At 70.6% G+C, this 13,199-nt stretch carries 14 protein-coding genes; 10 read left to right on the forward strand and 4 right to left on the reverse strand.

The window, feature by feature from the left end:
* Nucleotides 1-69 precede the first annotated feature (69 nt).
* From ACSHV8_RS34805 to ACSHV8_RS34825, 5 genes are all read left to right on the forward strand, one after another.
* On the forward strand, nt 70-705 hold the full coding sequence (locus tag ACSHV8_RS34805; RefSeq protein WP_436522813.1) for a GntR family transcriptional regulator: 636 nt from the start codon (nt 70-72) through the stop codon (nt 703-705).
* A gap of 108 nt (nt 706-813) precedes the next feature.
* The gene (gene biuH / locus ACSHV8_RS34810) at nt 814-1,509 is read left to right on the forward strand and encodes a biuret amidohydrolase (protein WP_436522815.1); all 696 of its coding nucleotides are present in this window, start codon (nt 814-816) and stop codon (nt 1,507-1,509) included.
* Nucleotides 1,509-2,165: a cysteine hydrolase family protein gene (locus ACSHV8_RS34815; protein WP_436522817.1), complete on the forward strand. Its 657-nt coding sequence runs from the start codon at nt 1,509-1,511 to the stop codon at nt 2,163-2,165. Before biuH ends, ACSHV8_RS34815 begins: the two co-directional genes overlap by 1 nt.
* The gene (locus ACSHV8_RS34820) at nt 2,162-3,751 is read left to right on the forward strand and encodes a regulator (protein WP_436522819.1); all 1,590 of its coding nucleotides are present in this window, start codon (nt 2,162-2,164) and stop codon (nt 3,749-3,751) included. The genes ACSHV8_RS34815 and ACSHV8_RS34820 overlap by 4 nt, the downstream gene beginning before the upstream one ends.
* A gap of 2 nt (nt 3,752-3,753) precedes the next feature.
* Nucleotides 3,754-4,122 carry an AtzH-like domain-containing protein gene (locus ACSHV8_RS34825; protein ID WP_436537048.1) on the forward strand — a complete coding sequence of 123 codons (369 nt, stop codon included), beginning with the start codon at nt 3,754-3,756 and terminating at the stop codon, nt 4,120-4,122.
* Nucleotides 4,123-4,169: 47 nt separating this feature from the next.
* On the opposite strand, the gene ACSHV8_RS34830 is transcribed toward ACSHV8_RS34825, so the two are convergent.
* Complete coding sequence (locus ACSHV8_RS34830) at nt 4,170-4,781, reverse strand: DNA-directed RNA polymerase II (RefSeq protein ID WP_436522821.1); 612 nt, start codon at nt 4,779-4,781, stop codon at nt 4,170-4,172.
* A gap of 104 nt (nt 4,782-4,885) precedes the next feature.
* On the opposite strand from ACSHV8_RS34830, the gene ACSHV8_RS34835 reads away from it, so the two are divergent.
* The 3 genes from ACSHV8_RS34835 (at nt 4,886) to rpiA (ending at nt 7,373) form a co-directional block, all read left to right on the forward strand.
* Complete coding sequence (locus tag ACSHV8_RS34835; protein WP_436522823.1) at nt 4,886-6,106, forward strand: GNAT family N-acetyltransferase; 1,221 nt, start codon at nt 4,886-4,888, stop codon at nt 6,104-6,106.
* A gap of 210 nt (nt 6,107-6,316) precedes the next feature.
* Nucleotides 6,317-6,622, forward strand: a complete 306-nt coding sequence (locus ACSHV8_RS34840; RefSeq protein ID WP_436537050.1) for a hypothetical protein — start codon at nt 6,317-6,319, stop codon at nt 6,620-6,622.
* Nucleotides 6,623-6,671: 49 nt separating this feature from the next.
* On the forward strand, nt 6,672-7,373 hold the full coding sequence (rpiA, locus tag ACSHV8_RS34845) for a ribose 5-phosphate isomerase A (RefSeq protein WP_436522825.1): 702 nt from the start codon (nt 6,672-6,674) through the stop codon (nt 7,371-7,373).
* A 4-nt stretch (nt 7,374-7,377) separates the two neighbouring features.
* On the opposite strand, the gene ACSHV8_RS34850 is transcribed toward rpiA, so the two are convergent.
* Both ACSHV8_RS34850 and ACSHV8_RS34855 read right to left on the reverse strand, forming a co-directional pair.
* On the reverse strand, nt 7,378-8,295 hold the full coding sequence (locus ACSHV8_RS34850; RefSeq protein ID WP_436522827.1) for an alpha/beta hydrolase: 918 nt from the start codon (nt 8,293-8,295) through the stop codon (nt 7,378-7,380).
* Complete coding sequence (locus ACSHV8_RS34855; RefSeq protein WP_436522829.1) at nt 8,295-9,491, reverse strand: DUF1015 family protein; 1,197 nt, start codon at nt 9,489-9,491, stop codon at nt 8,295-8,297. The genes ACSHV8_RS34850 and ACSHV8_RS34855 overlap by 1 nt, the downstream gene beginning before the upstream one ends.
* A 44-nt stretch (nt 9,492-9,535) precedes the next feature.
* On the opposite strand from ACSHV8_RS34855, the gene ACSHV8_RS34860 reads away from it, so the two are divergent.
* Complete coding sequence (locus ACSHV8_RS34860) at nt 9,536-9,760, forward strand: hypothetical protein (protein WP_436522831.1); 225 nt, start codon at nt 9,536-9,538, stop codon at nt 9,758-9,760.
* On the opposite strand, the gene ACSHV8_RS34865 is transcribed toward ACSHV8_RS34860, so the two are convergent.
* On the reverse strand, nt 9,757-10,359 hold the full coding sequence (locus tag ACSHV8_RS34865; RefSeq protein WP_436522833.1) for a mycothiol-dependent nitroreductase Rv2466c family protein: 603 nt from the start codon (nt 10,357-10,359) through the stop codon (nt 9,757-9,759). The genes ACSHV8_RS34860 and ACSHV8_RS34865 overlap by 4 nt on opposite strands.
* A gap of 196 nt (nt 10,360-10,555) precedes the next feature.
* Here ACSHV8_RS34865 and pepN point away from each other — a divergent pair, with 196 nt between their 5' ends.
* Entirely contained in the window at nt 10,556-13,114 is a 2,559-nt protein-coding gene (gene pepN, locus ACSHV8_RS34870) for an aminopeptidase N (protein ID WP_436522835.1), read from the forward strand.
* The last annotated feature ends 85 nt before the right edge of the window (nt 13,115-13,199 follow it).

Here is a 13,199-nt window from a genome sequence, read left to right on the forward strand (position 1 = left end):
GCGGTGGCGATCTGGCTGTCGGCGCGGGACCGCCGCCGGGGGTCGGACGGCTCCTGACAGACTGGGCCCGTGAAAGACGGGGAGTTGGCGGCGTACAGCCTCGTTGAGCTCGCCGTCGACCGGCTGCGACGGGACATTCTGAGCGGGCGCACCGATCCGGGCGAGCGCCTGGTCGAGGAGCAGCTGACCAAGCGGCTCGGGATCAGTCGCGCCCCCCTGCGCGAGGCCATGCGGTTGCTGGCCGAGCAGGGTCTGGTCGAGCACATTCCCCGGCGGGGCGCGCGTGTGGCCACGCTTTCCGACGATGACGTACGGGAGTTGTACGAGCTCCGTGACGTCCTGGAACGCCACGCCGTCACGTCCGCCCCGGAGCCGCGCGACCTCACCCGGCTGCGGGCCGCGCTGGACGTCATCCGCGAGGCCACCGAGGCCGGGGACCGGCTCGAACTGGCCAACGCGCACCGCCGCTTCCACGTCGAGGTGGTCGCGCTCGGCCGGAACCGGCAGCTGACCGCGCTCTACGAGACCGTGCTGGTGAAGATCCAGCTGTACATGGCGGTGAACATGCGCCGGGAGGCGGAGACCTCGGACGCCGTCGACGGGGTGCACCGGCACGAACGGCTCTTCGAGGCGGTGGAGCACGGTGACAGCACGGCCGTCCTGACCGCGCTGGCCGCGCACGGGGCTCGCGCCTACCTCGGCTGAAGATCACGCCGGGAAATCACGGCGTTACATGGGGTGGGATTCCCGGAAACAGAACTGTCGACAATCGACGATGTGACGTGCATCTAAGGATTGTCGAAGGGAATCCGCATGACCGCGACGATCGGACCGGTTCAAGCCAACCCTTACCTCTGGCCCTACGACGGCACGGTGCCGGTGAGCCGCACCGCGCTGATCTGCATCGACTGGCAGACCGACTTCTGTGGACCGGGTGGCTACGTCGAGGCGATGGGCTACGACATCGAGCTCACCCGCGCCGGGCTGCCGGCCACCGCGAAACTTCTCCAGCACGTCCGGGACCTGGGCATGCTGGTCATCCATACCCGCGAGGGACACGACCCCGACCTCTCCGACCTGCCGGCCAACAAGCTCTGGCGATCCGCGCAGATCGGCGCCGAGATCGGTGGCCAGGGCCCCTGCGGCCGGATCCTGATCAAGGGTGAGCCGGGCTGGGAGATCGTGCCCGAGGTCGCCCCGGCCCCCGGCGAGGTGATCGTCGACAAGCCCGGCAAGGGCGCGTTCTACGCCACCAACCTGGACCTGGTGCTGCGCACGCACGGGATCACCCACCTGATCCTGACCGGCATCACCACCGACGTCTGCGTGCACACGACCATGCGGGAGGCCAACGACCGCGGGTACGAGTGCCTGATCCTGAGCGACTGCACCGGGGCGACCGACCCGGGCAACCACGCGGCGGCGCTGCACATGGTGACCATGCAGGGCGGCGTGTTCGGCTGTGTGGCCACCTCCGGGGACGTCATCGCCGCGACGGAGGTGGCCTGATGCCCACCGTCGCCGCCGATCCCGGCCCGTTCACCTTCGACCTGGACAGCACCGCCCTGGTCATCATCGACATGCAGCGAGACTTCCTGTTGCCCGGCGGCTTCGGCGAGAGCCTGGGCAACGACGTCGCGCAGCTGCGCCGGACGATCGAGCCGCTGGTCACGCTCCTGGCCGCCTGGCGGGCGGCCGGTCTACCGGTCATCCACACCCGAGAGGGGCACCTGCCCGACCTGTCGGACTGCCCGCCGGCCAAATTGAGGCGCGGGTCGATGATCGGCCAGGAGGGGCGATTCGGGAAAATCCTGATCCGCGGGGAGTACGGCCACGACATCATCGACGAGCTCCGACCGGCCGCCGGTGAGGACATCATCGACAAACCCGGCAAAGGCGCCTTCTACGCGACCGAATTGTCGGAAATCCTGGAGAAGTCCGGCGCAAGGCAGCTCATCGTCACCGGGGTCACCACCGAGGTCTGCGTCCACACCACCGTCCGCGAGGCGAACGACCGCGGCTACGAGTGCCTCGTCCTGGCCGACTGCGTCGGCTCCTACTTCCCCGAGTTCCAGAGCGTCGGCCTGCAGATGATCGCCGCCCAGGGCGGGATCTTCGGCTGGGTCGCGGAGTCCCCCGCCCTGATCAAGGAGATCACCCGATGAAACTCGCTTATTGGGTCCGCGGCGACACCAACGCCTTCTTCGGCTTCGGCGTCAACGTCCTGGTCAACGTTCTCACCCTCACCGGCCTCTGCCTCGGTGTGATCAAGATGCCGGCCTCCGACGTGTTCGGCGTGATCCTGCCCGCGCTCGGCATCGCGCTCGTCGCCGGGAACGTCTACTACACCTACCTGGCCCGGCGACTGGCCGCGCGGGAGAACCGCACGGACGTGACGGCCATGCCGTACGGGCCGAGCGTCCCGCACATGTTCATCGTCATCTTCGTCATCATGCTGCCGATCTACCTGACCACGAAGGACCCGGTCAAAGCGTGGACGGCCGGGATCGCCTGGGCGTTCATCATCGGCGTCATCGTGCTCATCGGGGCGTTCGTCGGGCCGTACATCAGGAAATATGCCCCTCGGGCGGCCCTGCTCGGCACCCTGGCCGGCATCTCGATCACCTTCATCTCGATGAACCCGGCCGGCAACATGTTCAAGGCCGCCTGGATCGCCCTGCCGGTCTTCGGCCTGCTGCTGATCGGGCTGCTGACCGACGTGAAGCTGCCCGGCAACCTGCCCATCGGCCTGGTCGCGCTGCTCGCCGGCACCGCGATCGGCTGGATCGGCGGGGTGATGTCGGTACCGGACGTGACCTCGGCCGCCAAGGACATCGCGTTCGCGTTCCCGCACCTCAAGTTCGACCTGCTGGTCGACGGGCTGAAAGACATGGCGCCGCTGCTGGCGACCGCGATCCCGCTCGGCGTCTACAACTTCACCGAGGCGATGACCAACGTGGAGAGCGCGGCCACCGCCGGCGACCGGTACAACCTGCGCAGCGTGCTGCTGGCCGACGGCGCCGGCGCGGTGATCGGCTCGTGCCTGGGCTCGCCGTTCCCGCCCGCCGTCTACGTCGGCCACCCCGGCTGGAAAGCGGCCGGCGGCCGCACCGGTTACTCCATGGCGACCGGCGTGGTGATCGCGCTGCTCTGCTTCTTCGGCCTGTTCGGGCTGCTCGGCGCCATCTTCCCGACCGCCGCGATCGTGCCCATCCTGCTCTACATCGGCCTGCTGATCGGCGCGCAGGCTTTCCAGGCGACACCCCGGGCGCACGCCGCCGCCGTGGTCGCCGCGCTGATCCCGAACATCGCCAGCTGGGCCACCGGGCAGATGGACAACACGCTGGCCGCCGCCGGCACGACCGCGGCCCAGGTGGGCACGGACGCGCTGGCCGGGGCCGGAGTCGTCTACGACGGGCTGAAGACGCTCGGCGAGGGCGCGATCCTGGCCGGGCTCGTGCTCGGCGCGATCGTGGCGTTCATCATCGACAAACGCTTCTGGCACGCGGCCGTCTTCTCCGGATCCGGTGCGGTGCTGACGTTCGTCGGGCTGATCCACGCCGAGAAGGTGCAGTGGAACGCGAACGGGCAGGTGGCGCTCGGCTACCTGTTCCTCACCGTGATCCTGGCGCTCGTCGCGCTGACCCGCCCGGCACCGCGCGTGCCCGAACCCGGTGAACCGCCGGCGATGGAGGGCGACACGTTCACCGAGGCGCCCGAGGGCGGCGTGCCCGTGTCCTCCGCGGCGTGACCATGGAGAGGGACCGGCCCGAGGTGGTCGCCGAGGTGGCGGCCGCGTTCGAGGCGTACGAGCGGGCGCTGGTCGACAACGACGTGGACGGCATGCTCGGCTTCTTCGCCGACCGGGCCGTGCGCTTCGGCATCGCCGACCAGCAGAACGGCCTGGAGGAGCAGAGGCGGTGGCGGGTCGCTCAGGGCCCGCTGCCGGCGGGCCGCTTCCTCAAGGAGACCCAGATTCATACGTACGGGATGAGCACCGCCGTCGTCACGACCCTCTTCGGATATCCGGGATCGGTCGTGCTCGGCCGCCAGACCCAGTCGTGGGCCCGCCTGCCCGAAGGCTGGCGCATCATCACCGCCCACGTCTCCGAGCCGGCCTGACGAACGACCTTGAGTGGACGAATCACCGGATTCGTCCACTCAAGTGCTCAGAACAGGTCTTTGACCCAGTTGAAGGCGGCCATGACCCACTCGGTCTGGCGCAGGAACGTGAACCCGACACCGGTCAGGTAGAGCCCGGCCACCATGTGCGCCCCGCGCGCGGTGTGCCGCGGCCGGCTCAGGTAGCGCTCCAGAACCAGCCGCCCGACCAGCCGGGCCAGCGCGAACACACCCACCCCGACCAGCAGGGTGATCACCAGCACGACCACCGGCGTGCCCAGGTCGCCGCCCTCGGAGAGCGCCCAGATGCCCCAGCAGACGAACGCGAACAGGACGGCCGCGGTGCTCCACTCGCCGCCGCGGCGCAGCCGGCGCATGTGCCAGCCGACGCTGTGCTGCTCGCGCGGCGCCGACGTGCCCGGCCAGCCGGTGCCGGTCGGCTCGTGCACGGCGGTCTGATCGTGCCGCTCGGTGCGCGGCGTGACCGAGGCACGGCCCTGGCTGAACGGTGACTGCGGCGCCGGGGAGGTCGGCTGGTGCGGCCGCGTGGGCTCGCCGTTCTCCGGACCGGCCGGCGCGGTCACCGTCGGCGGGTCGGCCCACGGGTCCTGCGGCGGCATGTCGAGCGTCCGCTCCGACCACTGCGGTTGCTCCGGCATGATCCCCCTCTTTCGAACAGTCGGCCGAGCGGCCGTCCTGATCCGAGAGTAACGAGCCCGCAAATAGCTGGCCCGTACCCACGCGAGTCCGTTACACAAGCTCCATGGACGAGGGCATCCGGTTGCGGCCGGGCACGGACGAGGATTTCCCGGCAATCTGCGACCTGCTCGGCCTGGTCTTCCACGAGGAGTTGGAGGGCGCGGCCAAGGTCGTCGAACGGGAGGTCTTCGAGCCCGGGCGTTCGATCGTCGCCGACGAATCCGGGCAGGTCGTGGGGCATGCGCTGGCCTACACCCGGGGGCTGACGGTGCCCGGCGCGGTGCTGCCGGCCGCGCACATCTCCAGCGTCGGCGTGCGGCCCACCCATCGGCGCCGGGGCCTGCTGACCGCCCTGATGCGGCGGCAGCTCGAGGACATCGCGGCGGCCGGGGAGTCCCTGGCGGTGCTCTGGGCCAGTGAGACCACGATTTACCCCCGATTCGGGTACGGGGCGGCCGCCTCCCGCCTCCGGTTCTCGATCATGAATCGTGAGGTCCGGCTGACCGTCCCGCCCGCGAATCCGCCCGGCCGCCTGCGGATGGGCGATCCGTCGGCCCTGCTCTCCGAGATCAGCAAGGTGTTCGACCAGGCCCGGACCGGCCGGGTCGGCTGGTCGGACCGGGACGACCGCTGGTGGCGGTACGTGCTGGTCGACCCGAAGGACGGGCGCGGCGGCGCCACGAGGCTGTACGCCGTGGTCCACGAGGGCGCCGGCGGCCCCACCGGGTACGCGCTGTGGCGGGTCAAGGAGGGCTGGTCGCACCACGGGCCGGACGCCGAGGTGGAGGTCCGCGAGGTGGTCGCCGCCGACCCGGAGGCCTACCAGGCGCTGTGGCGGTTCCTGCTGGGCATCGACCTGAGCCGGTCGGTCACGTTCAGCCTGGGCGCGGTCGACGAGCCGTTGCAGTATCTGGTGGACGAGCCCCGGCGGCTCGGGCCGAGCCTGGGTGACGCGCTCTACCTCCGGGTCGTCGACGTGCCGGGCGCGCTGGCCGGGCGGCGCTACCGGACACCGGTCGACGTGGTCATCGAGGTGGCGGACCCGATCCGGCCGGTCAACTCCGGACGCTGGCGACTGACCGGCGGGCCGGACGCGGCGGCCTGCGTACCGACCGGTGAGCCGGCCGACCTGAGCGCGACGGTGACCGATCTGGGCGCGGCCTACCTGGGCGGGACGTCGTTCACCGCGCTGGCCGCGAGCGGCCGGGTGCGGCTGCTGACCGGGAACGATCCGAGCCTCGCGTTCGGCTGGCACCGGGCGCCGAGCGCGACCGAGATCTTCTGAGCGGCGGCGGGGTACCGTCGGATCATGGCTGAGCCCGAGCGTCGCCGCCGGCGCGTGCGACCCCCGTCCGGGACGAACACCGGGCCGGACGAGCCCGCCGCCCCGGTGCCCGGCCCTCCCCCGGTCCCGCCCACCCCGATCCCGGCAGCGCCGGTCCCTGCTCCCCCGCCGGCCGCACCCGTGTCCCCGGTGCCCGTGCCCCCGGTGCCCGTGCCCCCGGTGCCGACTCCCACACCCGGGCCCGGGCCCACGCCGACTCCCGGGCCAGCGCCGAAGTCGTTCGCGCGGCCCGCAAAACGGCCCAACCCGGCCGGGGGCGGCAGCAGCGACGACCGGGAGGCCGAGCGCGGCCTGCGCGGCCTCGTCGGCTCGGGGTCGTCACAGGTCAGCGTCGGCGCCGCGTTGCGCGCCCGGGACGCCGCCCGGCCCACCGACGAGGACCTGGCCGCGGCCGAGCGCGATCTGGTGATCGTACGGCGGAATTGGTTGCCCCGAGAGGATCTGCCCCGCCGCTGACTACGATGTGGATGACCACTGACCGCTCCTGGAAACGGTTGACCATCACATGCAGTGGAAGAACCGCCCCAACGGCCTGACCTGGTCAGGTGTCATCAAGAACGAGGAAGCCAAGCGTGAGGCGGCAGCCCGGCTGGCCGCCGAGTTGCAGGACGGGCAGACGGTCGGCATCGGCTCCGGCTCGACCAGCTTCCTGACCCTGCAGGCCCTCGCGGCCCGGGCCGAGCGGGAGGGCCTCTCGTTCACCGCGATCCCCACCTCGATCGAGGTGGCGAACGCGTGTGCCGCGCTGGGCCTGCGCACCGCGACGCTCAACGAGGTCCGGCCGGACTGGTGCTTCGACGGCGCCGACGAGGTGGATGCGAAGAAGCGGCTGATCAAGGGCCGTGGCGGCGCGCTCTACCAGGAGAAGCTGATGATGGCCGCGGCGCCCAAGGCGTTCATCGTGGTCGACCAGTCCAAGATCGTGGACCGGCTGGGGCAGAACTTCGCGGCCCCGGTGGAGATCGACCCGGCCGCGCTCAGCCTGATCTTCGAGCAGCTCCGGGACTTCCCCGGGCTGGACGAGGTCACCCTGCGGCCGGCCGGCGGCAAGGACGGCCCGGTGATCACCGAGCGCGGCAACCTGACGCTGGACCTGACGTTCAGCGAGATCGCCGACGACGCGCACACCCGCCTCAAGCAGATGTCCGGCGTCGTCGAGACCGGTCTCTTCTTCGGGTACGACTTCGAGCTGATCCTGGCCGGATGAACGGCTAGAAGATCAGCGCGGCGCGAAGGGCGGCGGCGACCTGGTCGGCCGCTGCCCGGGCCGCGTCGATGGTGGAGATCTTGCGGGCGAACCCGTGGTTCATGCCCATGTAGCGGGTGTGCACGACCGGCACCCCGGCCGCGGCCAGCGCATCCGCGTAGTCGGCGCCCTCGTCGCGGAGCACGTCGTACTCCGCGGTGATGATCAGGGTGGACGGCATCCCGGACAGGTCGGCGACCGCGAGCGGCGCCACGTCCGGGGTGAGCCGCGTCATCGGGTCGGGGACGTAGGCCTCCCAGGCCAGCCTCATCGAGGCGCGGTCCAGCCCGTACTCCCCCAGCTCGTCGTACGACTCGGCCGAGGTGAGCGGGTCCAGCGCGGGATAGATCAGGGCCTGGAAGTCGAGCGGGGTGGCCGCGTCCCGCTGCCGGCGGGCGACGACCGTGGCGAGCTGGCCGCCGGCGCTGTCCCCGCCGATGGCCAGCCGGAACGGGTCCACGCCCATCTCGGCCCCGGACTTGCGCAGGTAGCCGAGCACGGCCTCGGCGTCCTCGGTGGCGGCCGGGTGCGGGTGTTCCGGGGCGAGCCGGTAGCCGACCGAGAGGACGGCCAGGCCGGAGCGGTCGGCGACGCGGCGGCAGAACCGGTCGACGCTCTCGATGCTGCCGTAGCACCAGCCGCCGCCGTGCAGGTAGACGAAGACCGGGGCGCCGACGCGGGTCGCGTACAGCCGGCAGGGCACGCCGGCGGCGTCCAGATCGGCCACGACCGGCAACGGCAGCGCGGGGCCGGTCTCGGCCTCGATCGCCTCTTCCATCGCGGCACGCATGAACTGAAGCCGTTCGTAGGGACCGGCGGCCAGCTCCTCGGCGGTGGGGCGGCGGCGAAGGTTCGCCGCCGCCGTCACTTGGGGATGGAGCATCAGCCGAGCTGGGCGAGCACGAGCCCGCCGCGGGCCTTCGGGGTGAACCAGGTGCTCTTGCGCGGCAGCTTCAGCCGGGCCAGGTTGACCGCGACGAAGTCCTCCACCGTGACCGGGGCGATCAGCACGGCCAGCTCGGAGCGGCCGGCGTCGACCTCGCCGCGCAGCCACTCGACCGGGTAGTCGCCACCGATGTACGAGATCCGCTTGTCGCCCGGCTCCAGCCCGAGGGCGTCGCGCAGCAGAACCCGCTCGACCAGGGCGTGATCCAGGTTCTCGACCGCGGTGCCGGCCGGGTCGGACGGGAGGCCGACCGCGTACGAGCGGCCCGCCACGTACATCTCGATCGTGCCCTTGCCCGGAAGGGCCGCGGCCCGCGGCAGCTCGGTGACCGTCGCACCGGCCGCGCGCAGGCGGTCGAGCAGCTCCCCGGGGGTCGCCGGGAGCTCGCTGAGCAGGCGATTGTACGGCTGGATGGCGACCGACGCGGGCGTGGTGACGACGGCCAGGAAGCGCGGCAGGCCGCCGGTCTGCGCGGCCAGGCTGCGGTGGTTGCCGTCGGCCACGACCAGCTCGCCGCCGCCGGCCAGCGCGGTGAGCCGGTCCTGCAGTTCGCCCGCGCCGATCGTCCAGATGGCGTGGGTGCGACCGGTCTGGTCGGTGTCGGTGGCCTCCGGCTCGCCGGCCGCGTCGCAGGCATCGGCCAGGGCCGCGTGCAGCTCCTCGCCCTTGCCGGTCTGCAGCAGCAGCACCGGGGAGAGCAGAGTCTGCAGCGACTCGGCGAGCGCGACCCGCTCGCGCACCTTGGCGATGAAGACGTCCTCGTTGCGGATGACCAGGCCCGGCTCGTCGGCACTGGTGGAGATCTGGTCGGTGTCGACCATGCTCCACAGGCCGTAGGCGGGCGCCTCGTCCTTCGCGGTGATCCGGTAGAGCACCACGACGTGCTCAGCCTGCCGGTAGTGGCCCTCGGACTTGTCGCGCTCCAGCCGGACGACGGCGTCCGGGAGAGACTCTGCGAAGGTCTGGCCGAGGGACTCGGGCGCGAGATGCGGCATTTCCACGGCCAACGAGCTGTGCGGGTTGGCCGTGATGATGTCGGTGATTTCGGCGTCGTCGGCGAACTCGTCGTAGTTCTGGGCTCCGGTACCGCCAGTGGTGATCCAGGCCCGGCTGATCGGGTGCACGACCGTCATGGCAGGTAACTTACCCGGCCGGCCGCCGATGCCTACCCACCGGCATGTTCGCACGTGACCTGCTCAACTGCGCACGTCGATGTGCGTTCACCGGGCGTTCGACCGGGCGGGCGGTGACGGTGATCGGCGGGGCGACGAGTCCCGCCAGCTCAGGGGATAAATCCGGCCATACTTCGCGTTGGACGCCGATGGTCATCCCGACCGCGTCGCTGGATGAGGTGTACATCACCCCATCCAACGACGACGCGCGTGAACAGGTGGCGAACTAGTCGAAAATCGGACCGATCTCGCGGCTGCGCTTGAGCTCGTAGAAGCCGGGAGTGCCGGCGACCAGGAGCACGCCGTCCCACAGCTTGCCGGCGGCCTCACCCTTGGGCGCCGGCGTGACCACCGGGCCGAAGAACGCGACGGTGGAGTCCGGGTCGGGGCCCGGCGCGTGGATCACCGGCGTGCCGACGTCGGTGCCGACCGGCTTCATGCCGGCGTTGTGACTGGCCCGGAGAGCCTCGTCACGCTCGTCGGTGAGCGCGGCCGCGGCCAGTTCCGGGTCGAGGCCGACCTCGGTCAGCGCCTCCCGGTAGAGCTTCTCGTCCAGCTCGTACTTCTGCAGATGGATACGGGTGCCGAGAGCCGTGTAGAGGTCCCGCAGAACCTCCGGACCGGCCGTCTCGGCGGCGGCGATGCAGACCCGGACCGGGCCCCAGCCCTTGGACATCAGCGACTGGTACTGCTCGGGCAGGTCACGGCCCTCGTTGAGCACGGACAGGCTCATCACGTTGAAGCGGACGTCGAGGGGACGCACCTTCTCCACCTCGAGCAACCAGCGGGAAGTCATCCAGGCCCACGGGCAGAGCGGGTCGAACCACATGTCGACGGTAGATAGATTTGTCCTATTTCCGTTTTCGGGCGGCGGGTGGGGCGGTCGGATGGCAGTCATGCGTCGATTCTTCCTCGCGCAAGTACTTCGCCGCTCCCCCACGGCCGAAGGCGGGACAGGTGAGGTGTGACACGCGCGCGCCGCATAGGCTGCGGGGAAAACGCAGTCAGCTCGAAGGAGAGTGCACGTGGCCGGTGTTCACAACCTGACCCAGGTCGAGGCTGCGGAGCGGAGTCGATTGCTCGAGGTGACCGGGTACGACATCACCCTCGACCTGACCGACGGAAACGGCAATCCCGGGTCCGAGACCTTCCGCTCCACCACCACCGTTTTGTTCGACTGCTCCGAGCCCGGCGCGGAGACGTTCATCGAGGCGGCGGCGGTCAAGCTGACCTCCGCCACGCTGAACGGCCAGCCGCTGGACCTGAGCACCTGGTCGGCCGAGAAGGGTCTGGCCCTGCCCGGCCTGGCCGAGAAGAACGTCCTGATCGTCGAGGGCGACTTCGCCTACTCGGCCAGCGGTCAGGGGCTGCAGCGCAGCATCGACCCGGTCGACAAGGAGATCTACCTCTACAGCCAGTTCGAGACCGCCGACGCCCAGCGGGTGTACGCGGCGTTCGACCAGCCCGACCTCAAGAGCGTCTTCACCTGGCACGCGACCGCGCCGAACCACTGGAAAGTGGTCTCGAACATGCCGGTCGAGTCCGAGGAGCCGGCCGGCGTGGGCGCGCGGACCGTCCACTTCACCACCTCGCCGCGGATGAGCACGTACATCACGGCGATCTGCGCCGGGCCGTACCACGAGGTCCGCGATTCGCACGACGGCATCGACCTGGGTGTCTTCTGCCGCGCCTCGATGGCTCGCTACCTGGACCAGGAAGACCTGTTTCTCATCACCAAGCAGGGCTTCGACTTCTTCCACGAGCAGTTCGGGGTGCGTTTCCCGCTGCCGAAGTACGACCAGCTCTGGGTGCCCGACTTCAACGCCGGCGCGATGGAGAACTTCGGCTGCGTCACGCACGCCGAGGCCCACTACATCTTCCGGTCGCAGGTCACCGACTACGAGTACGAGCAGCGGGCCAACACGATCCTGCACGAGCTCGCCCACATGTGGTTCGGTGACCTGGTCACCATGCGCTGGTGGAACGACCTGTGGCTGAACGAGTCGTTCGCCGAGTGGGCCAGCCACTGGTGCAACACGCACGCCACCCGCTTCACCGACGCCTGGTCGACGTTCCTGTCCATCCGCAAGGCCTGGGGTTACCGGCAGGACCAGCTGTCCTCCACCCACCCGGTCTACTGCGAGATGCCGGACCTGGAAGCGGTCGAGGTCAACTTCGACGGCATCACGTACGCCAAGGGCGCCAGCGTGATCAAGCAGCTGGTCGCGTACGTCGGGCTGGACCCGTTCGTCACCGGCCTGCGCGCCTACTTCACCAAGCACGCGTGGGGCAACGCCACCTTCGACGACCTGCTCACCGAGCTGGAGACCGCGTCCGGCCGGGAACTGCGCAAGTTCGCCGCCCAGTGGCTGGAGACCGCGCAGGTCAACACGCTGCGCCCGGTCGTCGAGCTGGACGAGCAGGGGCGGTACACGAGCGTGTCGGTGCTGCAGGAGGCGCCGGCCGACTACCCGACGCTGCGCACCCACCGGATCGGCATCGGCCTGTACGACCTGGACGGTGACCGCCTGGTCCGGCGGGATCTGATCGAGGTCGACGTGGCCGGTGAGCGCACCGGGATCCCGGCGCTGGCCGGGGTCAAGGCGCCCGACGTGCTGCTGATCAACGACGACGACCTGACCTACGCCAAGCTGCGCCTGGACGAGCGTTCGCTGGGGGTGCTGGTCAACCACATCGCCGGGTTCGACTCGGCGCTGCCGCGGGCGCTGTGCTGGGCGGCCTCGTGGGACATGCTGCGCGACGCCGAGCTGGCCGCGCGGGACTACATCCAGCTGGTCGTCTCCGGTCTGCCCGCCGAGTCCGACATCAACCTGACCACGGCCACCCTGCGGCAGGCGTCGACCGCGCTGGTCACGTTCGCCGACCCGGAGTGGGCCCCGCAGGGCTGGGCGCTGCTGTCCGAGCTGGCGCGGACCCAGCTGGCCGCGGCCGAGCCGGGCAGCGGATGGCAGCTGACCTGGGCGCGGGCCTACATCACGGCGGCCCGCACCGACGAGCAGGCGGCGGTGCTGCGCGGCTGGCTCAGCGGCGGGGAGAAGCCGGCCGGCCTGGTCATCGACACCGAGCTGCGCTGGTCGCTGCTGCAGGCGCTGTCGGCCATCGGCGCGGCGGCCGAGTCCGAGATCGACGACGAGCTGGTGGCCGACAAGACCGCCAGCGGCGAGCGGGAGGCGGCGATCGCCCGTGCCCTGCTGCCGACGCCGGAGAACAAGGCGCGTGTCTGGGCCGAGCTGACCGGGCCGCAGACCCCGCCGAACTGGCTGAACCGGTCGCTGCTGCAGGGGTTCCAGAGCACCCGTCAGGTGGCGCTGACGACGCCGTACGCGGAAAAGTTCTTCGCCGTGGTGGGTGAGGTCTGGGCCCGGTCGGACAGTGAGCCGGCGCAGGAGTTCGCGACGCTGGCCTACCCGACGTTCCAGATCAGCGAGGAGACGGTCGCGCTGACCGATGCCTGGCTGACCGAGGACGGGCACCCGGCGTCGCTGCGGCGCCTGGTCGCCGAGGGACGTGACGGGATCCTGCGGGCGCTCAAGGCCCGGGCCAAGGATCGTGCCTCCTCCTGAGCGGATGAATCACGGAGCACGGCCCCATCCGGTTCGCCGGATGGGGCCGTTTTTCCCGCTACTGCAAGTTGCATCGACGCCAGGT

The sequence above is a fragment of the Actinoplanes sp. HUAS TT8 genome (genome assembly GCF_051380535.1).
In the GTDB taxonomy this organism is placed as follows: Bacteria; Actinomycetota; Actinomycetes; order Mycobacteriales; family Micromonosporaceae; genus Actinoplanes.